Consider the following 25,811-nt stretch of genomic DNA (forward strand, 5'->3'; position numbering starts at 1 on the left):
ACCCTATTATAAGGCTCTTTGGGACGAATCCGCAAAACAACTCGATATGGCTGTTCGGGCGCTTGTCCTGTACAATAAATAAATAAATAAATCACCACAATAGGGGGGCAGATACGATAATGAACAAGGACCAATCTTTTTCCATTGAAATTGCATGCAGAGAGGATCTTCCCGATATTGTGGATATTTATAATTCTACGATTGCAGGACGAATGGTCACGGCAGACCTGGAGCCTGTTACAGTGGAGAGCCGTATTCCCTGGTTTGAGGCTCATGAGGAAAATCACCGCCCTTTGTGGGTACTCAGACAAAAGGGAACCATTGGCGGATGGGCCAGCCTTCAGTCCTTTTACGGACGTCCAGCTTATAACAGCACAGCGGAAATTAGCATCTATGTCCATGAGGATGCTCGTGGAACCGGAACTGGAAGCCGTTTGGTACAGCACTTGCTAGATGAATGCCCTAGATTGGGAATTACAACGCTGTTGGGTTTTGTGTTTGGTCATAATGAGCCGAGTATTGCGCTGCTGCGGAAGTTTGGCTTTGAGCAGTGGGGGTATTATCCACGTGTGGCTGTACTGGACAGTATAGAGCGAGATTTGGCTATATTGGGTAAGCGAGTAGGTTAATATTGAGCGTAGAAAAAGGCTGTCTCCAACATCGTCTCATACACTGTCAGTGTAGCGATTTGGGGCCAGCCTATTTTTACTTGCTATCACTTTGCCTTGGACACCGAGGTTTAAAACGAATGCTGTGAAAAATTTGATTAAGCACCTCAGACATCACCAAACCAACTGCTATCGCCCCTGCGATCATCAGTGTGTTTATAGCCAGCTCCAGTGCCTGAGGATAATGTTGTTGTACGAATTGGCGCATGGCATTATAGGCCATTCCTCCTGGCACGAGGGGGATCATGCCTGCCACGCTGAAAATAATCACAGGCATTTTGTACAGTCTGGCAAAACCTTGACTGACAATGCCAATAAGGATCGTGGCTAAAAGGCTGGCGGTCACAGGTCCCATGCTATCCGTGGTTGAATAATAGACGAGCCAGCCCAGCATACCGACAAAACCACATTGCAGCAGCGAGCGTTTGGGGGCATGGAACAGTATACCGAAAGCAGCGGTAGCAATAAAGCTTGTGAATAATTGTGCAAGCATAAGCTTGAATCTCCTCCAAATTACATATAAGAAATGATAACTGCAACACCAGCCCCAATGGCAAAAGACGTCAGGCAAGCATCTGCGCCTTTGGAGAGCCCTGAGACGAGGTGCCCGGACATTAAATCCCGAAGGGCATTTGTAATTAATAAGCCCGGTACCAATGGCATGACGGAACCGATGATAATCTTATCCATCATCTGTCCCCAGCCGACGATCACTAACAGAGCCGCCAGCAAGCCGATTAGAAAAGATGCAGAAAATTCTGAGAAAAACTTAACCTTAACGAGTCTGTGAAAATATTGTAAGGCTGCAAATCCGATACCGCCGCACAACACAGCTGAGGGGAAATCTCGCCAGATTCCACCAAACATGATCATAAAGCAACCGCTGGCCAGTGCCGCAGCGATCAGCTGTACACGATTGGAATAGCGGAGGGGTCCACGTTCAATTTCCGAAAGCTCTTTTACGGCTGCGCTTGGAGACAAGGCGCCTGTGCTGATTTTACGTGAAATAGAATTGACCTCTGTCACCTTGTGCAAATCTGTGGTTCGCTCTACAATCCGGATGAGCTTGGCAGGTTCCGAATCATTGATGGCAAAAAAAATTCCAGTTGGCGTTACATAGCTATGGGACTCGGGTATGCCATAGGCCGAAGCAATGCGAGACATCGTGTCTTCAACACGATAGGTTTCGGCTCCATTTTGCATCATCAGTTTGCCAGCTAGCAGACAAACCTCAATGATTTCAGGAGTAGGATAGGAATGATTATTCATGCTCGCTCTCTTTCATGCGTCCGGGTCGTTGGACCCTGTTGTTTTCATTTATTGTAGCACAAAAAGCCGCCTTTTCAGAGGCGGTTAGATGGGGCGAATCTAGGGAATTTATCAAGATTCTATCGTATCGGGAATAACGGTATAGTAGGACTCTTCTAGGTATGTTGCAGCCTCAGACAAGCCCATCAATTTAAGCTGTCCTGTTACAAAAGCACGAAGAGCTGAATGGGTGAACAGATGCTGTGTCTGAGCGTCCCGAATAAAGGCAAGTCTGGCTTCACGCGAACCGCTACGGAACAACTCACGTACAGCTTCACCTTGTTGTTCCCAAAGGAATGGCTCCGTAACGTTCAAGAAGTTGCTTTCAATAGAAGAGCTGTGCTTTGTCGAAGAAGATGCCTGAATACCCAACCCATTCAATGTAGGAGCAACTTCATTTTGCTTTCGTTCTGTTCGCAAGCTGTCGATATAGGCAGCCATATCTTGAATGGGGAGAATGCCAAAGCGTTCACGAAAGCATTCGCGTACAAATACAGTACGTTCATCTACAGCCTGCGCAGGACGCTGACCAGCATGTCCAGAATAATCAGCTCCACTGGCGTAGTACCGTTTTAATGAACTGTTTTCTGTATAAACCACGTTTAAAAAATCCTGCAAATGGCGGGCAACCACCCATACCCCCGTCCAATCGACGGGAGAAACGCATACAATCGGAGCCCTTGAAAGGTCCTTTTCAAGACCAAAATCGGTTAAAAAGCCATAATGTATCCCGTCCACCCCAGCATGTGCAAAAGGAATAACATCAGGCGGTGTAGCCATATATCGCGGAGCGCGGCCCTGTTCCATAATCAATCCCAAATCAAAACTCAGAGAATGCCGGTTCGCTTCAAGCTCCTGTTCAAACTCTATAAGTGCCTCAATCAAAGGTGTGGCTGATCCATAGGCTAGGTTAGAACCGGAATCCATTGCATATACCTCCCTTTTTCAAGTACATCTGTAAAGCGTTCATCCCTAAAAGGTACGTGATTTTACACGAAATGTAAACCTGTATGACGAATATTTTCAAAAATGTGACCTTTTACCCGTGTGTTGTCAAATAAAACGCTTACGTTCAAACCAGGACAAGATACCTATGTTAGCGCAGCAGAGAAGTAAAGCGAGCCTGCGAAAATGACAGTTTTTTTAGTGTATGTTATCACCTGTGAAGTGTGAATGCGAGCTACAACTCAGTAAGGACAGGGTGCATCGTAATAGGTCAACGGGTATAATATCAGGACAAGGTAAAGAGGAGCCTCATCCAAAGAATGAACAGAAAGAAGTGGGCATATGAACTTGCAAAAGAAGGCAGTCTTTTTTGATGTGGATGATACAATGTACGATCATTTGCACCCTACACGTGATGCATTGCGTACAGTATTAGGGTTGAGTGAGCATTTTCCTTATGAGGAAGCCTACCACCGTATTCGCTATTACAGCGATTTGCTATCGGCTAAAGGAGGACTATTGGAGGGGAAGGCAGGAGCGAATGAACTGGATGATATGAGGGAAGGTCGTTTTATTCTGGCATTACAAGAATTTGGGGTAGATCTTACCCGTGAGCAGGCGGTTCAGGTCCAACAAGAATACTTGGATCGTCAGTACCGAATTGAGTCTTTTGAGGGGGCTACCTCGTTAATCGATGAATTGAGCTCGGCTGGCTATGTGGTTGGTTTGATTACGAACGGTCTTGAAGAACACCAGATGAGTAAAATTAAAGCTATGACATTGGAAAATCATGTTGCAGCAGAGCATATTTTTGTGTCTGGGACGGTTGGTTATGCCAAGCCTGATCCGCGCATTTTCGAAGTAGTAAACGAACGCACAGGAACTTTACCAGAGCATTGCTGCTACATTGGGGATTCCTGGCGCAATGATGTAGCGGGAGCTATCGCTGCCAATTGGCAGGTAATTTGGTTCAATCACAGGAACGCTACTCCGGAATCTGACGTGGCGGGGGTCTATAAAACAGCGGCTAGCTACGCAGAGTTAAGAAGGCTGCTCCTGCCGGACGCACATTAGAACGGTATATACCATGTTTTTAAAAAGAATTCAACCTTTTTTGAAGCTATTTCAAAAGCTGGTCCGTAATACTATTCATCTGTTATAAATCTAACTTCATTTGAAATTAGTAGAACAGAGAAGGAGGGATCGCACATGGTAGAACAATGGAGACAGGCAGACGACATCATAAGTCAAGTAACCGTATATAGTACGGAAGATAATGATCCAGTTACCATTAAAACAGCCACCCCAGGGGTTCGCTGTATTGGCATTGGGACAGATGCGGCCGTATTTACGCTCGATACGTTGCCAGGCTATGCGTTCAAGGTGTACTCAGACATGGCGATCGAGAAAAAAGATGCAGAGGCCGATGTGTATGAGCGTTTGCGAGGGTCTGATTTTTTTCCTCATTATTATGGAAAAGGCGATAAGTACATTGTCATTAGTTACGAATCCGGTATTACGTTGCTGGATTGCCTGCTGCAAGGAATTCCGGTGCCGGAGCAGGTCATTCTGGACGTGGAAGAGGCGAGGGAATTCGTCAGGTCCAAGGGGTTGAATCCTCGTGATATTCATCTCAAGAATGTACTCATGCAAGACGGACGCGCCAAGGTATTGGACGTATCTGAATATGTAAAAGAAGGCGATGACAAGCGGTGGGAGCATTTGGTGTGGGCATACCATACGCTGTATTCCAGTTTCTCCGAGGTTAAGGTTCCCTCATGGATTTTGGATACGATCAAAAAATGGTATTACAAGCTGGACAACTCCAGCATCAATCTGGAGGAGTTTGCCCAGCGTGCCAGTCAATTGTTTTCTAGATGGAGATCATAACCGCTGTGACAGGTAACCGAATACAACTGTATGTTTCAATACAAAAGGATTGCACCCGCTTTACGGGAGCAATCCTTTTCTTTTATCTGAAATCTCTAGGCACTCTTCTGGCTGTACCGCTCGCAATCGCGGCTTGAATCACCTTTTTACGCACCTGTTGCACCGCACCTTCGTTAAATACACCCGGGATAATATACAGTTTGTTCAATTCATCGGGACGGATAGTGCCTGCGATGGCTTCTGCGGCCGCCAGCTTCATCTCTTCGTTAATTTCACGGGCGCGGCAGTCCAGTGCTGCTCGGAATATGCCAGGGAAGCACAGTACATTGTTAATCTGGTTTGGATAGTCCGAACGCCCAGTGGCGATGACCCCTGCAATGTCCTCGACGTCCTCCGGGTTAATTTCCGGAACCGGGTTAGCCATGGTGAACAGGACAGGCGCTTCCTTCATACGCTTTACATCTTCTCGTTGCAGTATTCCACCTGCCGACAGACCGATAAACACATCCGCGTCTTTTAGAACCTCCGATAGCGTGCCTGACAGCCGTTCAGGGTTGGTATGCTGTGCATACCAATTCCACATCGGATGCTCATATGTTTCATCGGCTGTAAGTGCACCGTGTCGGTCAACACCAATGATGTTGACTGCTCCTGCCGATAGCAAAATTTTGGTACAGGCCACACCAGCAGCCCCGATACCACAGACAACAATTTTGACATCAGACAGAGATTTGCCGACCACTTTGAGCGCGTTAATCAGCCCTGCATACAAAACGACAGCTGTGCCGTGCTGATCGTCATGAAAAACAGGGATGTCCAGCTCATCACGTAACCGCTGTTCAATTTCGAAGCAGCGTGGTGATGAAATATCCTCTAGATTAATACCGCCAAAGGCTGGGGCCAGCTGCTTAATGGCCTTAATGATTTCTTCGGTGTCCTGCGTATCCAGGCAGATCGGGAAAGCATCGACGGACCCGAGCTGCTTGAACAGCATGGCCTTCCCTTCCATAACTGGCATAGCTGCATACGGACCGATGTTGCCGAGTCCGAGGACAGCGCTTCCGTCAGACACGACAGCGACGGTGTTGCGCTTAATCGTTAGTCGGAAGGCTTTGTCCTGCTCCTCATGGATGGCCATGCATACGCGCGCCACATCAGGAGTGTACACTCTGGATAAGTCGTCGCGGTTTTGAATCGGGACCTTGGGCTGCATTTCAATCTTGCCCCCGAGATGTAAGAGGAAGGTGCGATCAGAGATGGACAGTACCTTTACACCTTGTGCTTTTTTAATCCGGGCGATCATTCGGTCGATTTCTGCTGGATCAGCAATGGTGACTGTAATATCTCTCACAGTGGCCTTCTCAGAGGTGCGGATGACGTCAATGGCAATGACATCTCCGCCATGTTCGTTTACCAATGTAATCAATTGACCAAACTGGATGTGCTCGGTGGAAATTTCCAGTCGTAAAATAATATTTTTACCGCCAATACCGCCTTGCATACAAATTCCTCCTTTGTCTTTCATAACAAAATAGTGAGATCAATTGATTGCGCTTACAATTAGGGGCAAGTCTAAAATCTGGATGATAGTTAAAATTAGTGGTTTCTTTCCCTATCATAGTGAACATTCTTCCACTTGTACAGATCAAGCTGAGCAATCTCTAAATTTTTGTAGCCAAAAAGGACGAGAGCTGGGCTGAATTTCAGTCCAAGCAATCGTCCTTTGTGCAACATTATGATCCATCTTTTGTTTACGTCATATTTTTGCCGTAGTAAATTTCGTCCATTTCGATTTTAAGTCGTGCGGATATATTCTGTTGCTCTTGTTCACTCAGACTTTCCTTCGTGTAGCCAAACAGATAGTTGTCCAGATCAAATTGTTTTAGCTTGCATTTGGTATGGAAAATATTTTCCTGATACACGTTCACGTCGATCATGTCATACTGATTGCGTACTTCGTCGGGAATATAGTTTTGAATCGAGGCAATATCATGGTCTATAAAAAGCTTGTGACCATTCGTATCACGTGTAAAGCCGCGTACCCGGTAATCAATCGTCATAATGTCCGTGTCAAAAGAATGAGTCAAATAGTGAAGTGCCTTGAGCGGGGAGATTTCCCCACAGGTAGAAACATCAATATCTGCACGAAACGTGCTGATTCCTTCGTCTGGATGGTATTCAGGGTAGGTGTGAACCGTAATATGACTTTTATCCAGCTGGATCACGACAGACTCAGGTAAAGGGCCTGGTGATTCTGCATACGATTCAGTCGGCACCTCCACAATAGGCCCTTCGGATATAAGTACCGTCACGCTCGCTCCTTGAGGGACATAATCCTGTTGGGCCACGTTGAGCACATGGGCGCCGATTATATCAGACACATTTTTCAAAATAGCTGTCAGTCGATCTGAGTTATATTGTTCATCAATATATTCGATATAGGCCTCGCGTTCCTCTTTCGTTTTGGTGTAGCAAATATCGTACATATTGAAGCTCAATGATTTGGTCAAATTGTTAAATCCGTGCAGGGTAATCCGCTGTTCCGGTGTTATGGTCATAGGCTATTTCCCCTTATAGTCGCAGTATTCATACGTAATATTCCCAACACGCCTCTTCATATACCGATTCATACAATCCACTCTGTAACGGACAAAATAAAGACCTGAATATGTATGTCTTACCCGTTTGACATCATTAAAAACAGGCAGCATCACTTGAGATCCTCTTGATTTTACATGTATGGGAATTTAACGTTAATATACTTTATTTCTTACTCAGCGTTTTTTTAGTAACAGAGCTTATAATGTGGACTATGTATACAGGAAAGGAACGAAATTGACAGTGGATTCGTAATATAACAGAAGATTTAGGTTCGTAATTCCTGAATTTAATGTATCTTATCTTCATAATGTTCAAATCTTAACCGAATATGATTATAGACCCTCAAAAATAGTGATTTTGTACATTGCGTAAAACGAGAAAAGCAACTTCAGCTACTGATGTGCGTATAATGAAATAAACGTAACAAGCTAAGAATTATGAAGTTAAATGAATTTTTGATCGCAAACTCATTTTATAAACCTATCTCATGTTACTGTAAGAAAATGGTGGAAGGAGTATCAAGATGCTGGCTTTGTCCGATCCGGTCTGGACTCTGCTCCAAGGCCCCTACGGTTCTTCTCAATACGTCCCAGAAATGTTAAAACAGCTCCAAGCCGGATATGATGGCGAAATAGCTGACACCTTGTATTGGGAGGAATTATATCACCAAAATACGTTGTATACTTGTACATTCGCGGCTGTACCTTATCTAGTAGACATTGCGCTAAAAAGTTCTGATATAGGAATTCGGGCAGATATATATAACATTTGCGGAATATTTGAAGCGAAAAATAATAATCCCTTACATACCAAAATTCCATTAGAATTTGCAAGGGATCAGGTGGAAGTGGATTCTAACCTGGCAGAATATATTTACGTGCAATATCAAAGTGCCATCGTACGGCTTGCAGAATTGACGGAAGAAATGGTGCTTTATGCGAAAGATCACGAAGGAAATGTCGGCAAGCGCTATGTTCTCGCTGCGGCCGCTGCCTTTGAGGGGTATCATTGCGTAGCCTATATGCTGCAAACCTTTGATACAGGTGACGAATATATGCTGGATTGTCCTCATTGCGGTACCCCGCTCTATATTTGGCCTGATGAACGGAGTGACATTCTCGTTGTCTATGATATAGACCCTGTAAATTCAAGCAATCTAATCCCCTATCCGATCCGCCCCCGTTCATTGGACCATAAAGTTGCAAATATACAGTGGTTGCACGAATATGCTAAAAAAATAGATGAGAAATTGCTTCTTGCCCAGTTACCCTACTTAAACGGTTGGCTAGAATGTCCGGTGTGCCATACGCCTATCTATATATGGGATGAGTTGATGAAAATGGCTGATGGTGTTCGGACGTATACCGCTTAACCCATAAAAAAGGGGGGGTGTCTTTGGACGCCCCCTGATTTCTTTATTATTTATACTCACTCTCGTGTGCTTTACTTCAGTCTACTCCCGAAACGGATTCAGAAATGATTTAGGAATGTCAGATTCAAAACGCAGCAATACTCCAGTGACGGGATGAATAAACGACAATACCTGTGCATGCAGACCAAGGCGGCCGATCGACTTGCTCTTGGAACCGTATTTTTTATCTCCAACAATCGGGTGACCGATATCCTCCATATGCACGCGGATTTGATTTTTGCGTCCGGTCTCCAAACGTACCTCTAGCAAAGAAAAATGCCGATTAGCCTGAAGCCGCTTGTAATGAGTGACTGCGTGTTGTCCGTCATTCGGATAAGGACTGGAATACATTTTCAGCGTCTTGCTTTCTTTCAGCCATGAGGTGATTGTGCCCTCGGCTTTTTTAACCTGACCTTCTACGAGAGCAATGTATGTTCGTTCATACACAACTTCCTTCCATGCTTGCTGCATTTCCTGCTGTATGGCTTCGCTTTTCGCAAACATCATCACTCCTGAGGTATCACGATCCAAACGATGCAATACAAAAATGCGATTGTACGGATGCTCGCGTCGCACGTGGGCTGTAAGCTGGCGATACGCTGTGACTTCCTGCTCCTGCGCCGAAGCGACGGAAAGCAGGCCGGCATCTTTATGGATGACGATAATAGCTTCGTCCTCATGCAAAATACGCAGCCCGGTTAGTGGCACCACAGGAGCTACTTTTTCCTTGGAGAGCGCGACAGTCTGTCCTTGCTCCAGCGGAAAATTATGCACAGTACGAGGAATACCATTGACGGAAACTTGTCCGCGAGCCAGTGCAGATTTAATGGAATTACGGCCCATGCCAGTCACATGTTCAACTAAAAAGCTCAATAACTCGGCAGGCTCTTGAACAGTGTATGTTTTGGCAGGGGCTTTATCCGAAGTATGGGTTCTCCGTTGAGCTTCCGGTCTATTGGAGCCAGATTTTCCGGCAGGTTTGTGGTTTCGTCTGGAAGGACTTGTGTTTGGCGTTGATTTTGTATGATTTTTCCGTTGGGGTTTCCGATTATTCATGGGTTCTTTCTCCTTCTTGGAGCCGTGTCTCTTCATACTTGTGGACCAATTTGCGGCACCGTGTTCACTATATCATGAGAAAACAGCGAATGCCATAAGAGACTAAACCTGATTCCAGGCTTTCAGCGGTTGAACATTACCCCTAACCCCGGTAAACTATAAGGTAACGAAAGAAAAGCCGATAGGCGTCAAGGACGCTAGAAATATGAGGAGTTTTGAAACTATGAGTGTACAAGCACCAACATTGGAACGGGCGCAGGACTTGCTGCAAAAATTTTATGGCTATCCCGATTTCCGGGAGGGACAAAAGAAAATTGTGGCCAGTATGCTGGAAGGCAACGATACGCTGGGCATCATGCCGACAGGTGGCGGAAAATCGATATGCTACCAGATTCCTGCATTGTTGCATGAGGGGCTGACAATTGTCGTGTCACCACTCATTTCGTTAATGAAGGACCAGGTAGATGCGCTGACCACGATGGGGATTGCAGCTGCCTACATTAATAGTACGCTGAGCGGTCGAGAGGTCAATGACCGCATACGCGCCGCACGCAACGGGGATTTGAAGTTGCTGTATGTTGCTCCTGAACGATTGGAGCTGGATTGGTTCCGAGATGAGATGGCTCAATTACCGATTTCCTGCGTTGCAGTAGATGAGGCTCACTGTGTATCCCAATGGGGCCATGATTTTCGGACAAGCTATCTAGCTGTGGCTCCATTCGTGGACGGGCTGTATGAACGTCCAATCGTAGCGGCGTTTACAGCAACGGCTACACCGCAGGTTATGGATGACATTGTACGCCTGCTTCGTCTGCGTTCACCAGAGACGTTCGTTACGGGGCTTGGAAGACCGAACCTGGCGTTCAGTGTGCTGCGTGGAGAAGACAAACGCAGTTTTTTACTGAACTATACTCGCGAGCATGAGGGTGAATCGGGCATTATTTATGCGGCGACACGTAAAGACGTGGACGATTTGTATCAACGTCTGTGTGACGCTGGCATGGCAGCAGGACGTTATCATGCAGGAATGACAGATCAGGAACGTGCAGATAGTCAGGAAGGTTTTCTGTACGACGATATCCGTGTCATTGTCGCGACCAACGCCTTTGGCATGGGGATAGATAAATCAAACGTACGCTATGTCATTCATTACAATATGCCTAAAAATATGGAGGCGTACGTACAAGAAGCGGGGCGTGCAGGACGTGATGGCGACCCGAGTCAATGTATTTTGCTGTTCGGACCGCAAGATATTGTGACCCAGAAGTTCCTGATTGAGCAAAACCCTCAGGATGAAGACCGCAAGCGCAACGACTACCGCAAGCTCCAGCAGATGGTTGACTATTGTTACACAACTCGCTGCCTGCGTTCGGCACAGTTGGAGTACTTTGGAGAAGCGGAGGAGCATGAAGCCTGCGGCATATGCAGTTCGTGCACAGATGAGCGGGAACTGGTGGATATGACTATAGATGCACAAAAGATTTTTTCATGCATTCATCGAATGCGGGAACGATATGGGGTTTCGATGGTGGCCTCGGTGTTGAAGGGCTCGCGTAACAAAAAAGTGCTGCAGTATGGTTTTGACAGCCTGCCAACCTACGGTGTGATGGGCAACCGCACAGAAAAAGAAATTGCTGAAATTATCAATGTTCTTGTGTCGGAAGGCTACCTGATGCTATCCGAAGGGCAATATCCGGTCGTACGCTTGCAACAACTTGCTGCTGAAGTGCTGAGAGGTCAGCGGAAAGTCATGCAGCGTGTGGTGCGACATGCCACTGCTTTTGCTAGTGGAGCGGGGTCACGCGGACGAAAGGGACGCGACACCTATCCTGCCGCGGTCAACGAAACTGTGTTCGAACAACTGCGCCTGATCCGCCGCGATCTGGCCGCTCAGGAGCATGTACCGTCTTATATTATCTTCAATGATGCCACGCTGCGAGAAATGAGCGTAGCGAATCCGCAATCCGAGGCAGACATGTTGCGGATCAAGGGTGTTGGTGAAGTGAAGTTCCGCAAGTACGGCAAGCCGTTTCTTGATTTCTTTCAAAATCAGGGGAATACCGGAGGAATGGTAAGCGAGGATGAAATTTTTGCAGACGATGTGTACGAGGATTTTGAATAGCTATACTAAAGATATACGATTCCTATGCAAACTTATAGAAGGTTGTGACCTATGAAAGTCATTTTATCAACATTAAATGCTAAATATATTCATACCTCGTTGGCCATCCGATGCCTCAAAGCCTACAGTGAAAAGGATTTTGATATCGAGCTGGCGGAGTATACAATTAAGGACCCTGTGATGAACATCGTATCTGATCTGTTTCAACGAGGGGCAGATGTCATCGGTTTTTCCTGTTATATTTGGAATATTGAAGAGACGATTAAAGTCATTGATGTATTGAAAAAGATTATGCCCGAGGTCAAAATTGTTTTGGGTGGTCCAGAGGTATCTTACGATACAGAGCACTGGATGAAGCGCTTGGCGAATGTGGATTTTATTGTTGTTGGCGAGGGAGAGGAGACCTTCCATCAACTGCTGCAGGAGCTGGAGGGGGATCGCAAGTTCCATTTTGTATATGGACTGGCTTACCGTAAAGGCGAAGAGGTCATTATCATGCCCGGTCGTCCAAAAGCGGACTTGAACGAGCTCCCGTCGCCCTATCGTTTTGCAGAGGATATCCCGGAACTTGGGAAAAGGGTTGTTTATTTTGAAACGAGCCGCGGTTGTCCGTTCAGCTGCCAATTTTGTCTGTCCAGCATTGAGGTCGGGGTGCGTTATTACGATATTGAGCGTACCAAGTCGGATATTCTGTACCTGATAGACAACGGGGCCAAATTGATTAAATTTGTGGACCGAACATTCAATATCAAACGAGATTATGCACTGGAAATGTTCAAGTTTTTGATTGAAAATCATCGTGGTTGTGTTTTCCAGTTTGAAATTACAGCAGATATTATGCGTCCCGAGGTATTGGATTACTTGGCGGAGAACGCGCCACCGGGAGTGTTTCGCTTTGAGATCGGTGTCCAGTCAACGAATGATCCCACCAATGAGTTGGTTAAGCGCCGCCAGAACTTTACCAAGCTTTCCCGCACCGTTACAAAGGTCAAGCAAAGCGGCAAAATCGACCAGCATCTGGATCTGATCGCCGGATTGCCATTGGAGGACTACAACACATTCCGTAAAACGTTTAATGACGTTTTTGCGCTCGGACCAGAAGAGCTTCAGCTTGGCTTCCTCAAAATGCTGCGTGGTACAGGTTTGCGGCTTGACGCCGATAAATACAACTATACGTATATGGATGTTGCGCCGTATGAAATGTTGAGCAATGACGTCCTTTCCTTTGCCGATATCGTACGGCTCAAACGCTTGGAAGACGTATTGGAAAAATACTGGAATTCTCATCGCATGGACCATACGGTGAACTACCTGATTGAGCGTGAATTCTCGTCCGCCTTTGACTTCTTTCAGGAATTCGGAGACTACTGGGAAGGACAGGGCTGGCAGAAAATCGGACATCAGCTCGAAGACTTATTTACGCGTCTCCAATCCTTTCTGGAATCGCGGGGAACCAAGCGAATGGATATGGTGCTTGGACTGATGAAGCTTGATTATTTCCTAAACCATAAATATAAACCGCGTAAAATCTGGTGGGAACATACCTTGGAGAAGGACGATTGGTCCAGCTATATGAAAATGGTTCTTCAGCATCCGGACGCGCTGTTGTCACCTGCGGTGGCAGATGTGGGCAAGGAAAGCACAGGTGAGACGGATGTGGCTAGTCAACAGCTGCAACCATACCGCGAGATGATCCCCGCCTTTGCTTCCTTGAAGCTGGGTGAAAAGGAACTGCAAAAGCACGCTGTACTTGATGTGCTGCCGTTCAGTCTGGATCATATCCTGAGTGGTGGTAGCCCATTAACTGCCGAAGGCCGCACACTGTTGCTTGTAGTCTACCAACAGAATGGACAGCAAAAACCGTTGTACTACACCATGCCCATCGGCAAAAATATCGCCGCCATTTAATAAACACCAGCAGGCATCGACTTTTGGTATACCCAAGTCGATGCCTTTTTTATGTGTTATAAAAAAATAGGCGACCACTCCAATTTTTACATTCATAAAATCTATTGCTTTACGATTTTTTACAAAACAAATATATGATGAATTTATTATATATATTAAATTTATTGGAGTGTGACCTTGTGAAAAAGCGTTCCATGAAAAAGAGCATCCTTGCGTTAAGTGCTGCAACTGTTTTGACTGTACCCTTATTATCTGCCGATATCCCTAAAGCTTTTGCAGCCTCGACTTCTACGAAGTCCACTGTTGCAGAGTCCAAGGCACAGAAGTCTGCATCAGTTAAAGCGGATACTCCTAAAAACGTCATCCTCTTTATCGGTGATGGTATGGGAGAAGCCAGTCGCAACGCGATTCGCTTGGCAACGGTTGGAAAGTCTGGATTACTTGAAATGGACAAGATGCCTGTAACGGGTCTGGTTAGCACAAGTTCAGGGGACAACCTTGTTACAGATTCTGCAGCCGCTGCGACGGCCATTGCAACAGGTGTCAAAACGTATAACGGCGCGATCGGGGTGGATTTGAATAAAAAACCAGTGACCACCATTATGGAGCTGGCTAAAAAAGCAGGCATGTCTACAGGAGTAGTAACGACAAGCCAAGTGACTGACGCAACGGGTGCGGCCTTTGGTGCGCATGTCGAAAAACGCTCTGCGCAAAGCGAGATTGCCAAGCAGTATCTTGAGAAAAGCAAACTGGACGTGATTCTGGGCGGGGGCGAGGATTTCTGGTACCCTGCAGGAACAGCAGGTAAACACCCGGATGCACCGGCAGAAGATCCTGAGGAAGCTAGTAAAGGGACGCAAGGAAATTTGGTGGAGCAAGCAAAGAAGTTGGGGTATAGCTATGTGACAGATCAGGCAGAAATGAAAGCATCCAAAGGCTCTAAACTGCTAGGGCTGTTCGCCAATGAAGAAATGTTTCAAGCTCACAATAAACTAGGCAATTCTTACAACCCAACGGTTTCTTTGCCAGATATGACAGCCAAAGCTCTTGATGTTTTATCCAAAAACAAAAAAGGCTTTTTCCTAATGGTAGAGGAAGAAGGAACGGATGAGATGGCGCATGATAATGAAGGTGAATTAACCATTAAAGCCGGGCAACAGCTGGATAAGGCAGTCAAAGTAGCTAAGGACTATGCCAAAGCGCATCCAGATACATTGGTATTAGTGACGGCAGACCATGAAACAGGCGGTTTGGCGATTGAAGGTAAGGATGCGAAAGATGAAGCCGACGATGGTACAACCAATGAAGACGGTCCTTTCACCATTCATGGCACGAACGAAACATTCTATATTGATTGGACGACAAAAGGACACACTGGAATAGATGTGGCATTGACTGCCATGGGTCCAGGCTCCTCGCAATTTAGTGGAAATTACTCGAATACGGCCATTCATGACAAGCTGGTCAAGCTGCTTCAATTAAAGAAGTAACGTGATGTGAAGGCCGCCCTTAAAAGGCTTTTCCATATTGGCAATATGGTTTTTCTTGTGATAAACTATAGCCAATAGGTATATACTAAAAAAGAGTAAGGATGCTACCAACATCCTTACTCTTTGGCAACAGCTGCTTATAAGGGCGGTGGCTGTAGGGTTGGATTAGTGAAATAGACCGCTAACCTTTTCCAGAGGGCGGTCTATTTCTTTTTGTTGAAGGAAATAATCAAGATCCTAACATTGCAAATTGAATCATCGTAGTGGCACGACAGGTAACTTCTAAATTATGAACATACCGATATATTCAACCTTTACTCCTCTGTTGTTTTCTTCCCCCATACAAATTTCATTATCAAAAATATGATTACCAGCACGGTGACAAGCAATGCCACCTGCATGCCATAACGATGAATCAAATCTCCCGCTGCTTGTACATGATCGCCAAAGAGACGTCCAAGCAAAAAGAAGATCAGCGTCCAAACCAAGCCCGTTGAATAAGAAAAGAGGGCATAACGCTTGAAACTCATCCTATTGATCCCCACAATATAAGGGACAATGTGGCGAACGACCGGCAGCAAATAGCTGATACATATAGTGAATTTTCCATACTTATGTACTAAATTTTCTGAAAATGTAATGTACTTGTCCATTTTTTTCTTCCGACGCAAACGATCCAAAATGGGTGTACCCAGGTTTCTCCCCAACACATAACCCAAGGACAGACCAGATACAACCCCAAGATATACAATAAAAAAAGCAGGTAACGGATGAAGGATCCCCATGCTTGTTACGGCCCCGCCAGTCATCACTATGACTTCGTCTGGAATGGGCAGGCCCACAATTCCCAGCCATAGACAGAAGAATAATGCTGCATAACCATACTGTTCGATGATGGAAATTAAATATTCAACATCCATACCCATACTCCTTCCTTAAGCTTTCTTTCGGCATACATAGACGAATGCGGGTGGAACATTCATAGGTACAAACTTGATTTCTTCAATATCAAACCATTCACCTAGCTGCTGTTTCATCTGTTTAGAATATTGAAAGGCGACAAACATTCCTCCATCCCGCAGTGAGAGATGGATTTGTTCTACGATTTGATCTCGCATCACTTGTGGAAAGTTAAAGAACGGCAGTCCGCTGATTATACAGTCAAGCTGTTCAACTTGGGCATTTTTCATAGCAAGCTGAAGCTCACGCGAGTCGGAATAGCATAGATAATTCGGGAACCTTTTTTTTAAGCTTTGCTGCATGGTCGGGTCCTTTTCAAAGAGCAAAACCTTGGGTTGAATTGTTGTCGTAGACGGGATGTATTGGGTAATGGCCCCTGTGCCAGCCCCAAGCTCAGCCACGGCATGAACTTCACTCCATGGAATGGATTCTATCATATTTTTAGCTAAAAATCTGGAACTGGGTGTTACGCTACCCACATATGCAGGCGAATACAAAAATTTGAGCAGGAACATGAATCTTTCCTGAACCAAATGACTAATACGGATCATACACCTTTCCCCTACCTTCAATTTTTTAAAAACACGTTCAATGATCTCTGCTAAGAGTAACAAATTATCCCTTGACTTGCTCCTGTCTAGAGTAGGGCTCAGCTCCCCGTCCTGCGGAGGGTACTTTCCTTGACTATGGTCTAGGATAAAGAGAAGAAGTTCGGTATGGGTCAGTCCATATCATTCAGTGTACGCCGGGGGGATGCAGGCTCTTAGTTTCATAGAGAGCCTGCTTTTGCGTTTATATCAGTTCATAATGAATCATGTGACTAAACATAAAAAAGTATATACAATAAATAACAGTGGGAAGATGAAAGGTTTCTAACTCTAGTTTTATAGATGGAATCAGTAAGTATTAGTAAACATTCTAATTTGGAGGATTTATGCCATGACGCTGGAACCTCAAGTGAGTCGAAGTAGTAGGGATGAAGCTCGTTTCGTCAGAAATAAGCTGATTGAGTTTAATGCAAAATACGTCCCGGCAGATATTCAAACTCGATATGAAGAGATTAATTTTACGCTCAAAAATGGAGAAGGCCAGGTTATCGGTGGACTTTTAAGTGTATTATGTTGGAACTGGGTGGAGGTTGATATATTGTGGGTAGATGAGGGCCATAGAGGAAAGGGCTACGGTTCGCAACTGCTTGGCGAAATCGAACAGATGGCTAGTGATAAAGGATGTAATTTTATACAACTAAATACCTTTTCTTTTCAAGCGCCTGAATTCTATGAGAAACATGGGTATGAAGTAGTCGGTGTTATCGATGAGGCTCCTAGAGGCTTTAAACACTATTATTATAAGAAAAATATCTACTGAGGACTCCGAATATGCGCGTACGGATCAACGAAGTATATAAAGATGAAAAGATCGTCATTCGTAGGATTGGCGAGGAAAAGGTATACGGCTACTGGGCTTTTTTTTGGTGTGAGTTGACCTCGGGATATGCGTATGTTGTTCCGTATAAACAAAGCTTGGACAAGTTGACTCCTGGCTGTGTCATTTCGGTTGAGATTTATCAATCCAGTATAAAAGGGTTCAGAAGACTGCGCCCTACTGAAAAGACAGGCATTGTTCGCACTCAACCAAAGCTAGGTGACTATTGGATCCAAGGAATGGTACAACAGGTGATGCACGGCGAGGCAGGCGGGATAGAATGTTTGGAGATTGTTGCAGGAGATGCTACGTTTGTTTTAGATTCGGAAGAAATGAATGGTGATGTCAACGTTAAGGTGGGCGACGGCGTCGCCTTTGCAATCATAGGTCTACAGTTGTTTGACGAGGGACTATGATCGTTCTATGGGGGATTTTAATCACAATATGTCGGTGTGAAAGATAAAAGCTAGATTAGAGAATTGTGAATAAGAAAGGTATGATCAGATTGGCTACAGAAGTGGAACACAAAATTTATACCATGTGCATGATTCAAGACGGAACCAAGGTATTGCTTATGAATAGACCGAATCGAAAGGGATTTCCGGGATATATTGCCCCAGGAGGAAAAGTAGAGTTTCCAGAGAGCATTGTGAACGGGGCTATTCGTGAAGTAAAGGAGGAAACAGGCTTAACCGTTACGGAAATTGTATTTAAAGGCATTGACGAATATTGTGATCCAAACCAAGGGCTGAGATATATGGTCTTTAACTATTTGGCTACAGCAACGGAGGGTGAACTATTAAAGAATCCCCCTGAGGGAGAGCCGCTGTGGGTGGATATGAAGGAAGCATTAAATCTGCCAATGCAGGATTGGTTTAAGCGGAGATTCCCATTGTTTTTCGAGCCGGGGACATTTGAGGTTAGCTCCGTGTGGATTGCGGAGACGGATGAAACCCTGGAAGCAACGACTAAGAACTATGGGGTGTAGAGATGAAGACGACCGTTAGCAGGAGAATGAACGTTTAAAGAGGAGGTAGTGAGTAGGATGCAGGGCGTCAGATTGGTTGAGCCGGATCAGGGCTGGAAGGATGCTTATCTTTCATTTTATGAGGAATGGAAAAAGAGCCAAGAGCAAATGGTACCGTGGGTGATTTCTATAGAACCGTATGATTTTGAAGGGATGCTGACATTTTTAAAGCACCAGAAAAATGGAATTGGCCTATCTGAAGGCTGGGTTAAAAGTTCGACATACTGGCTGGTGGATGCAGATGATCAGGTTGTCGGAGCAGTGAATATCCGTCATGATCTTAATGAGCATCTATTAAATGCGGGGGGTCATATTGGCTATGGTATCCGTCCTTCTGCACGAGGGAACCGGTACGCTGTGACTATGCTGGACCAGGCATTGGGCATAGCAAAAGAATTGGGCATTTCCAGAGCCCTCGTCGTATGCGACTCCGATAATATCAGTTCCAAAAGAACGATTTTGCGGAACGGAGGAATAGCAGACAAGGATTACATAGAGGAAGATGGAAACCGTGTAAACCGGTTTTGGATTAAGCTGTAAGTGAGGGAGAGGAATGCAAAAGCTCATGAAATTATGGCCAGAATATGCGCAAAACATCATTGTCGGTGTCATTTTCCAGGGACAATGGAATTGGTATGTGACGGAAAGAGAGTATTGGTTTTTGAATACCGAGATGGAGGAACGGTTTGGTATCGATATTTTAGATGAAACCACAGCGGGAGCATTTTTAGATCACATCCGTGAATATAAGGTAGCTGCGGGAGAGCTCACTACAGTGCTTCAGGTGCTAGATGATGCAATCCAGCATAAGGATGAAGTGTTGGAGTTCTATCCTGCTTTGTATGTTGATTTTGACCAAAAAGTTCTCTACTCGCTATTTCCAGAGCCAGCTTCTTTCGAACACTATGTGCCGGTAGGGTGGAAAGGAGAATATCAAAACTTCCTGAAAGAGGTCCCTCCTGCTGAACAATATTGGATAATCCACGGGAGTGACTTTTTTAAAAAATACACCTGAAAAGATAGAGGAGGAAATGAGCATATGAATTCTTCCATGCATGAATTTAAAATGATATCCAAGCACAGAATGTACGATCAATATTTGGTTAAGCTGCGGGCATGCATCAAACTTCTGGATGAATCCATGTTATGGGCCACTGGTGAAGCGGAACAGAACAGTATTGGAGGAATCATCCATCATATAATGGTGCATGTGCGTAGAAATGCAAACAAACTCATAGATCCGACGATTACATACAAGCAAGGGATGGAGGAGAGCTTCAAACCTTCAGTGCAAAACAAAAAACAACTTCTGGATGAAGTTGAAGATGCTTTTTCTTCCTTCTGTTCAGCATTGGATAACACAGGTCATTTAAATATGTATGATGTTTACCATGTGGTAGAGCATACAGCTTATCATCTGGGACAGATCATAGATCGAGTTCAGAGACTGGCAGGTCACCGTTTTCAATTTGTGCAAACCGGACTGAATGAAAAAGCATTGCGTGCCATAGTGCAGCAATCCTTGCCTAATACACAAGATTAACGAAAAGCAGTAGTCAGATAACTATATAAAGTGTAATTCAATAGTCATGAACACCTCTGTCACAGATATGTTTTATTTCTTAATTGATATTGATAATTATTATCACTTATAATAGAAGCAGACATATTACGTGACGATAGGGAGAGTTGCAGAGTGACAGGGTCCTTGGAATTATATGATGTAACGATCATCGGCGGCGGTCCAGCCGGTATGTATACTGCTTTTTACAGTGGCATGAGAGATATGAAAACCAAACTGATCGAAGCCAAGCATGAGCTGGGCGGACGGATGCGCATATACCCGGAGAAGATGATATGGGATGTTGGAGGGGTGACCCCGATTTTATGTGAAAAGCTGATCGACCAGCTGGAGCAGCAGGCACGGACGTTCGAGCCAACCATTGTATTGGGGCAACAGATTACAGGTATGGATCGGCAAGAAGATGGTACGTTCCTGCTGACTTCTGCCACAGGGGAACAGCACTGGACGCGTACGATCGTTCTGGCCGTAGGTTATGGTATTCTCAAAATGGCTAAATTGGAGATTGAAGGTGCCGACCGTTACGAGGTTACAAACCTGCACTATACCGTACAAGAGCTGGAGCCGTTCCGGGACAAGCATGTTCTGATTTCCGGTGGAGGCAACTCGGCGGTAGATTGGGCGAATGAGCTGGAATCTATTGCAGCGAGTGTGACAGTTGTACATCGTCGGGATCATTTTGGTGGACATGAGAAAAATGTAGCCCATATGAAATCCTCTTCGGTTCGTGTTCTCACACCTTATGCGGTAAGCCAGTTACATAGCAACAACGGAGAGTCGATTGAGCAGGTGACGATCAATCATGTAGATACGGGCGAAACAGAGATGCTGAATGTTGATGCAGTTATCGTAAATCATGGCCTAAAATCCGATTTCGGCCCCTTGCGCAATTGGGGACTGGATATGGGAGAGTGGCATGCCCGAGTGAGTGACAAGCTGGAAACGAATCTACCGGGGATTTTTGCTGCAGGCGATTTTGTCGAATACGGAAGCAAGCTGTATCTGATTGCAGGTACGTTCACAGATGCTGCCTTGGCCCTCAACAGCGCCAAGCTGTACATTGATCCGACAGCTGACAAAGCTGCATATGTATCTTCTCACAATAGCCGTTTCAAGGAAAAAAACCGCGAGTTGGGTGTTGTGGAGTAGATAAGATACACCAGTTGAATAGAGAAGAGTCAATACAGAAATTTCCAAATAACTTCCGTTGACCACGATTGATGTGGTTGAGGAGGTTCTTTTTTTGCTAGGTTACTGATTTCTGATGCTAGAGGTTGATGCCATACGCATATAGCATAAAATAAAGATAGCCTGTCCTTTTCGGACTTAAAGAGTAGAATTGGAATGGAAAAGATAAGGAGCGTGAAAAAATGAGCTTACGAGAGGTGCTTGAACAGCACGCGATTTATCTGCCTGATGATATGCTGGAAGCTTTATTAATCCATCGTAAGAAGCAGGAAGGGCGGAAAGTTCAGCTACGATTATTGAGTGAGCAGGAGCTTGCCGAGAGTATCGAGTGGATGGCGCAGATCGAGGTGTTCAAACATATCGTCCCTCTATGGACGGATGATCATTCTAATTATGTAGGTCTATATGCAGAGGGGCCGTTGGCATATAGACTGTGTTATATCAATCACGAGGAAACGGATTTGTCGCCAGTGTATCGAAATGCGGCTTCGCTAATTGCAGAGTTGGGGCAAAATCCAGTGCAGGATTGGGACCAGCTGCACAAGGATTACCCATCTGGTGGGGACATAAGTGCCAAACAACTAACAGAAGATATTCGCTGTAAGAATGAATTACAGGCTATATTGGAAAAGGATTCATCTATGGAGGATGATGTGAGATGCCAGCTTCTTTACAGCTTAATGGCAATTACACCTGTCAGTGAGGTGGATTCATTGCTTCTCTATGTGGATGATGAAGATATGTATGTACAGGAACGTGCATGTATGCTTTTGGGACATCATGGGTATGAACCAGCGACCGAATTATTAAAAGAGGTAGTGAAGCATGGAAGCCCGAATGGGAAGCTGGCAGCCCGTAAGGCGCTCTCGATGATTCGTGCTAAGCAAATGGACATGCGTATAAAAAAAACAAACCAACCTCACATAGCACATATGGACGGGATTGAAAGGTGACTTATGAAGAGACGAACAGAGCAACAGGAAGCGATAATGGTAGAAATCATCCAAAAGGTAGAGCCGTATGTACAGCAGCAGTTGGAGCATGACCACAGTGGTCACGATTGGTGGCATATTGATCGCGTGAGGAAGCTGTCTATTGAAATTGCTGCAAAAGAAGGTGCAGATCCGTTCGTATGTGAACTGGCAGCACTGCTGCATGATGTAGCGGATGAAAAATTAAATGAATCCAAACAAGCGGGGCTGGATAAAGTGGAGCAGTGGCTGCATCAGCATGTAAACGATCCGGATGTGATCACACACGTGATGACCATCATTGCTACGATGTCCTACAATGGTGGACAAAACCCTCCTATGGAAACGCTGGAAGGTCAGGTTGTACAGGATGCAGATCGGTTGGATGCCCTGGGGGCGATTGGGATTGCAAGAACCTTTATGTATGCAGGCTCAAAAGGCAGTGTCATGCATGAACCGGATCAAGACTATTCACAGTATGATTATCGCGCCGCAGGTAAAAGTGCCATTTACCATTTTTACGAAAAGCTGCTCAAACTCAAGGATTTAATGAATACTGCTTATGCCCGAGAGCTGGCAGAGGTCCGTCATCAATGGATGGAAATGTATCTGGAGCAGTTCTATAGAGAATGGAATGTGAGTGATATCCGATAGAAAAAGGGAAGCTGATGCTTCCTAATCTGAGGCTGTTTCCTCTAACCGAGCAAATCGGAGGGGAAGCGGCCTTTAGTTTTTTTATAAATGTCATATTGATATTATTGTTTATATGTGCTATTTTATTGTTAATAACAAATTGATAATAACAATAAAGAAGTAACAGGGTGCCGAACACAATAAAGAAAGCGGGGAAACGACGATGTTTGGATTTAATTTTGTTAAATTTCAGCCCAGTGAGTATGTCATGAAGGTGAAGAATGGGAAGGTGGTTCGAGAGGGAGTTGGATTATCTTTTTATTACTACGCCCCGACTACCTCGGTTGTCGTCGTACCGATCTCTTCCATTGATGTGCCGTTCATGTTTGAGGATATGACGAATGATTTCCAAGCGGTGACAGTGCAGGGGCAACTGACTTATCGGATTGTGGATTACCGCAGAACGACGCAGATTTTAAACTACACGTATGATTTAAAGGAGCGACGCTATATTTCGGATGATCCAAGCAAACTGGCCCAACGGGTGATAAATATCGCCAAGGTGCTTACCAAAAAGTATTTGGAACGTGTCCCACTCAAAGAAGCTGTTCAGTCCAGTGAACGTCTGGCTCAAAACATGACGAAGGATATTGCTCAACATACTGAAATGGAGAAACTGGGTATTGAGGTCATGGGGCTGTCCATTTTGGCGATTTTACCAAATAAGGAGACGATGAGAGCACTGGAAGCACAGGCGAGGGAGGAAATTCTTCGCAATGCGGATCAAGCTTTGTATGAGCGCCGTAACGCATCCATTGAGCAGGAGCGGCGTGTGAAGGAAAATGAGTTGAATACGGAAATTGCGGTGGAGACGAAAAAAAGACAGATTCGCGAAACCCAACTCGATGCCGAGCGTTCCGTAAAGCAAAAGCAAAGTGAGATGAAGGAGGAGCAGTTGCGGTTTGACACGGCGTTGGAGGAGAAAAAGCGCGAACTGATTGAGCTGACCGTAACGAATAAAAAGGCCGAAGCTGATGCCAAGGCCTATGAGCTAACAGCGGTGATGAAATCGTTGCAGGATGTCGAGCCTAACGTACTTCAAGCTATGGCCAACATGGATATGAGCCCAGATAAGCTGATTGCGATCGCCTTTCAGGAACTTGCAGAAAATGCAGGAAAAATCGGTCAGTTGAACATTACACCGGATCTGCTGCAAGGTCTCATGTCAGATACGGGAACGAGCGGATCAGCAGGATCGAGAGGCTCTGGAGGAAGAACACGATGAACAGCCGAATGACAGAGCAGAAGATTATTTTGGTGAAGCGTAAAACGCGACTGGAGGAACTGATTGTCCGATACAACACGGTGCAGCAGGCTCGTTTCTTTATGGAACGGCTGGGGGCGGATTTCAGTGATTATGTGCTGGAGGATGAGAATTACCGCAGGGCGGTGGCAACGGCGACGTCCGAGTTATCGGCTTTGGGACGTGTACAGATTGTGGAGCGGGAGCATGTGCCGAACTTTATTTTTGGTGAACAGGATACGGTGGTGGTACTGGGGCAGGATGGTCTGGTAGCCAACACGTTAAAATATTTGACAGAACAGCCGCTGATCGGTGTGAATCCAGATCCAATGCGCTGGGACGGGGTATTGCTGCCGTTTACTGTATCTGATCTGCGCTGGGTGGTGCCAGATGTGTTCGTGCACAGACGGCCGATTAAGGAGGTTACGCTGGCTAAGGCCCAACTGAATGACGGTCAATCCTTATATGCCGTGAACGATTTGTTCATCGGGCGCAAAACTCATGTGTCTGCGAGATATGAGCTGAGATTGGAGGGGCAGGTAGAGCAGCAATCATCCAGCGGTATTATTGTTTCCACAGGACTGGGAGCGACAGGCTGGTTGAAGAGTGTGCTGGCTGGAGCGGCCGGAATTGTCGGCAGTGCTACACGGCACCCAGTCTCGCTGACTCCAGATCACCTGATGACAGATGCTGCTTTCAGTCAAGAAGGGGCAGTAGAAGGAATGGGGCATGATCATCGTGCAGCCTGGAGTTTGCCATCGCTTTATTTTACGGTGAGAGAACCGTTTCCCAGCCGGACGACTGCTGCGGAGCTGGTATTTGGACAGGTGGCAGTTGAAAGACCGCTGCGTATTGCTTCGCAGATGCCGGAGAACGGAGTTATTTTCAGTGATGGAGTAGAAAGCGACTTCCTGGAGTTTAATGCTGGCATTGAGGCGACCATTGGACCGGCGGAGAAAAAAGGGCATCTGGTCGTATAGAGGTTTGTACAGGACAGCAATGGGTAATTATGATTAAGGTACAACCATCAGATGAAATTAATAAAGGAGGAATCAACATGAGCGACCATACTCAAGACGAGGCGAAAATCCGCAACAAGAAGAACGAGGACGGAGATTCCTTGATGGAGAAGACGAAGCTGGACAACGGCGTGGATATCGAGCCAGAAGCTGATGAATGGATTGCGAAGCCCACACCAGTATCATACGACGATACAAAATCCTCTTCGCAGAAATAAGGCTCTTGCGTCTCAATAGAGCAATGATGCAAAGACAGATGATCCTTTAAGTGGGTCATCTGTCTTTTTAAATTTTTAATTAAATC

General features: G+C 45.4%; 27 protein-coding genes. 19 read left to right on the forward strand and 8 right to left on the reverse strand.

Going from position 1 to position 25,811, the window contains the following annotated elements; translation table 11 throughout:
* Nucleotides 1–119 precede the first annotated feature (119 nt).
* A complete protein-coding gene (locus FKV70_RS02580; protein WP_142611745.1) occupies nucleotides 120–629 on the forward strand; it encodes a GNAT family N-acetyltransferase in 510 nt (169 codons plus the stop codon).
* Between the two features lie 76 nt (nucleotides 630–705).
* On the opposite strand, the gene FKV70_RS02585 is transcribed toward FKV70_RS02580, so the two are convergent.
* From FKV70_RS02585 to FKV70_RS02595, 3 genes are all read right to left on the reverse strand, one after another.
* Nucleotides 706–1,161 (reverse strand): threonine/serine exporter family protein, encoded by a 456-nt coding sequence (locus FKV70_RS02585; protein WP_063208213.1) that lies wholly within the window; start codon nucleotides 1,159–1,161, stop codon nucleotides 706–708.
* Nucleotides 1,162–1,181: 20 nt separating this feature from the next.
* On the reverse strand, nucleotides 1,182–1,937 hold the full coding sequence (locus FKV70_RS02590) for a threonine/serine exporter family protein (protein WP_064795359.1): 756 nt from the start codon (nucleotides 1,935–1,937) through the stop codon (nucleotides 1,182–1,184).
* A 111-nt stretch (nucleotides 1,938–2,048) separates the two neighbouring features.
* Nucleotides 2,049–2,903, reverse strand: coding sequence for a hypothetical protein (locus tag FKV70_RS02595; RefSeq protein ID WP_142611746.1), 855 nt, complete (start codon nucleotides 2,901–2,903; stop codon nucleotides 2,049–2,051).
* A gap of 360 nt (nucleotides 2,904–3,263) precedes the next feature.
* On the opposite strand from FKV70_RS02595, the gene FKV70_RS02600 reads away from it, so the two are divergent.
* A complete protein-coding gene (locus FKV70_RS02600) occupies nucleotides 3,264–3,995 on the forward strand; it encodes an HAD family hydrolase (RefSeq protein WP_142611747.1) in 732 nt (243 codons plus the stop codon).
* Nucleotides 3,996–4,130: 135 nt separating this feature from the next.
* A complete protein-coding gene (locus FKV70_RS02605) occupies nucleotides 4,131–4,811 on the forward strand; it encodes a protein kinase family protein (RefSeq protein ID WP_063208225.1) in 681 nt (226 codons plus the stop codon).
* An 82-nt stretch (nucleotides 4,812–4,893) separates the two neighbouring features.
* Here FKV70_RS02605 and FKV70_RS02610 read toward each other — a convergent pair whose 3' ends face one another.
* Both FKV70_RS02610 and speD read right to left on the reverse strand, forming a co-directional pair.
* Nucleotides 4,894–6,312, reverse strand: coding sequence for an NAD-dependent malic enzyme (locus FKV70_RS02610; RefSeq protein ID WP_142611748.1), 1,419 nt, complete (start codon nucleotides 6,310–6,312; stop codon nucleotides 4,894–4,896).
* A gap of 250 nt (nucleotides 6,313–6,562) precedes the next feature.
* Nucleotides 6,563–7,369 carry an adenosylmethionine decarboxylase gene (gene speD / locus FKV70_RS02615; protein ID WP_063208231.1) on the reverse strand — a complete coding sequence of 269 codons (807 nt, stop codon included), beginning with the start codon at nucleotides 7,367–7,369 and terminating at the stop codon, nucleotides 6,563–6,565.
* Between the two features lie 566 nt (nucleotides 7,370–7,935).
* On the opposite strand from speD, the gene FKV70_RS02620 reads away from it, so the two are divergent.
* Nucleotides 7,936–8,784, forward strand: coding sequence for a hypothetical protein (locus FKV70_RS02620; RefSeq protein ID WP_142611749.1), 849 nt, complete (start codon nucleotides 7,936–7,938; stop codon nucleotides 8,782–8,784).
* 81 nt (nucleotides 8,785–8,865) lie between these two features.
* Here the strand turns inward: FKV70_RS02620 and FKV70_RS02625 are convergent, their stop codons facing one another.
* Nucleotides 8,866–9,879: an RluA family pseudouridine synthase gene (locus FKV70_RS02625; RefSeq protein WP_063208237.1), complete on the reverse strand. Its 1,014-nt coding sequence runs from the start codon at nucleotides 9,877–9,879 to the stop codon at nucleotides 8,866–8,868.
* Nucleotides 9,880–10,102: 223 nt separating this feature from the next.
* Here FKV70_RS02625 and recQ point away from each other — a divergent pair, with 223 nt between their 5' ends.
* From recQ to FKV70_RS02640, 3 genes are all read left to right on the forward strand, one after another.
* Entirely contained in the window at nucleotides 10,103–12,001 is a 1,899-nt protein-coding gene (gene recQ / locus FKV70_RS02630; RefSeq protein WP_142611750.1) for a DNA helicase RecQ, read from the forward strand.
* Between the two features lie 51 nt (nucleotides 12,002–12,052).
* On the forward strand, nucleotides 12,053–13,909 hold the full coding sequence (locus FKV70_RS02635; RefSeq protein ID WP_142611751.1) for a B12-binding domain-containing radical SAM protein: 1,857 nt from the start codon (nucleotides 12,053–12,055) through the stop codon (nucleotides 13,907–13,909).
* Nucleotides 13,910–14,088: 179 nt separating this feature from the next.
* Complete coding sequence (locus tag FKV70_RS02640; protein WP_142611752.1) at nucleotides 14,089–15,399, forward strand: alkaline phosphatase; 1,311 nt, start codon at nucleotides 14,089–14,091, stop codon at nucleotides 15,397–15,399.
* Between the two features lie 314 nt (nucleotides 15,400–15,713).
* Here the strand turns inward: FKV70_RS02640 and FKV70_RS02645 are convergent, their stop codons facing one another.
* Nucleotides 15,714–16,319: a DedA family protein gene (locus FKV70_RS02645; protein WP_142611753.1), complete on the reverse strand. Its 606-nt coding sequence runs from the start codon at nucleotides 16,317–16,319 to the stop codon at nucleotides 15,714–15,716.
* Between the two features lie 15 nt (nucleotides 16,320–16,334).
* Entirely contained in the window at nucleotides 16,335–16,910 is a 576-nt protein-coding gene (locus FKV70_RS02650; protein ID WP_142611754.1) for a class I SAM-dependent methyltransferase, read from the reverse strand.
* A gap of 388 nt (nucleotides 16,911–17,298) precedes the next feature.
* Here FKV70_RS02650 and FKV70_RS02655 point away from each other — a divergent pair, with 388 nt between their 5' ends.
* The 12 genes from FKV70_RS02655 to FKV70_RS02710 all read left to right on the forward strand — a co-directional run bounded on the left by FKV70_RS02655 (nucleotide 17,299) and on the right by FKV70_RS02710 (nucleotide 25,725).
* Nucleotides 17,299–17,727 carry a GNAT family N-acetyltransferase gene (locus FKV70_RS02655; protein WP_142611755.1) on the forward strand — a complete coding sequence of 143 codons (429 nt, stop codon included), beginning with the start codon at nucleotides 17,299–17,301 and terminating at the stop codon, nucleotides 17,725–17,727.
* Nucleotides 17,728–17,738: 11 nt separating this feature from the next.
* Entirely contained in the window at nucleotides 17,739–18,200 is a 462-nt protein-coding gene (locus FKV70_RS02660) for a hypothetical protein (protein WP_064795349.1), read from the forward strand.
* A gap of 80 nt (nucleotides 18,201–18,280) precedes the next feature.
* Nucleotides 18,281–18,772: an 8-oxo-dGTP diphosphatase gene (locus FKV70_RS02665; protein ID WP_142611887.1), complete on the forward strand. Its 492-nt coding sequence runs from the start codon at nucleotides 18,281–18,283 to the stop codon at nucleotides 18,770–18,772.
* 57 nt (nucleotides 18,773–18,829) lie between these two features.
* The gene (locus FKV70_RS02670) at nucleotides 18,830–19,351 is read left to right on the forward strand and encodes a GNAT family N-acetyltransferase (protein WP_142611756.1); all 522 of its coding nucleotides are present in this window, start codon (nucleotides 18,830–18,832) and stop codon (nucleotides 19,349–19,351) included.
* Nucleotides 19,352–19,376: 25 nt separating this feature from the next.
* Nucleotides 19,377–19,826 carry a hypothetical protein gene (locus FKV70_RS02675; RefSeq protein WP_142611888.1) on the forward strand — a complete coding sequence of 150 codons (450 nt, stop codon included), beginning with the start codon at nucleotides 19,377–19,379 and terminating at the stop codon, nucleotides 19,824–19,826.
* A gap of 24 nt (nucleotides 19,827–19,850) precedes the next feature.
* Nucleotides 19,851–20,354, forward strand: a complete 504-nt coding sequence (locus tag FKV70_RS02680) for a DinB family protein (RefSeq protein WP_142611757.1) — start codon at nucleotides 19,851–19,853, stop codon at nucleotides 20,352–20,354.
* Between the two features lie 153 nt (nucleotides 20,355–20,507).
* On the forward strand, nucleotides 20,508–21,542 hold the full coding sequence (locus tag FKV70_RS02685) for an NAD(P)/FAD-dependent oxidoreductase (protein WP_142611758.1): 1,035 nt from the start codon (nucleotides 20,508–20,510) through the stop codon (nucleotides 21,540–21,542).
* A 221-nt stretch (nucleotides 21,543–21,763) separates the two neighbouring features.
* On the forward strand, nucleotides 21,764–22,534 hold the full coding sequence (locus tag FKV70_RS02690; RefSeq protein ID WP_142611759.1) for a HEAT repeat domain-containing protein: 771 nt from the start codon (nucleotides 21,764–21,766) through the stop codon (nucleotides 22,532–22,534).
* A gap of 3 nt (nucleotides 22,535–22,537) precedes the next feature.
* Nucleotides 22,538–23,206, forward strand: a complete 669-nt coding sequence (locus tag FKV70_RS02695; RefSeq protein ID WP_063209975.1) for an HD domain-containing protein — start codon at nucleotides 22,538–22,540, stop codon at nucleotides 23,204–23,206.
* 202 nt (nucleotides 23,207–23,408) lie between these two features.
* A complete protein-coding gene (locus FKV70_RS02700) occupies nucleotides 23,409–24,470 on the forward strand; it encodes an SPFH domain-containing protein (protein WP_063209974.1) in 1,062 nt (353 codons plus the stop codon).
* The gene (locus tag FKV70_RS02705; RefSeq protein ID WP_063209973.1) at nucleotides 24,467–25,468 is read left to right on the forward strand and encodes a diacylglycerol kinase catalytic domain-containing protein; all 1,002 of its coding nucleotides are present in this window, start codon (nucleotides 24,467–24,469) and stop codon (nucleotides 25,466–25,468) included. Before FKV70_RS02700 ends, FKV70_RS02705 begins: the two co-directional genes overlap by 4 nt.
* 77 nt (nucleotides 25,469–25,545) lie before the next feature.
* Nucleotides 25,546–25,725, forward strand: coding sequence for a hypothetical protein (locus FKV70_RS02710; protein WP_063209972.1), 180 nt, complete (start codon nucleotides 25,546–25,548; stop codon nucleotides 25,723–25,725).
* Nucleotides 25,726–25,811: the final 86 nt, after the last annotated feature.

This window comes from Paenibacillus ottowii, assembly GCF_006874425.1.
GTDB classification, from domain to species: domain Bacteria; phylum Bacillota; class Bacilli; order Paenibacillales; family Paenibacillaceae; genus Paenibacillus; species Paenibacillus ottowii.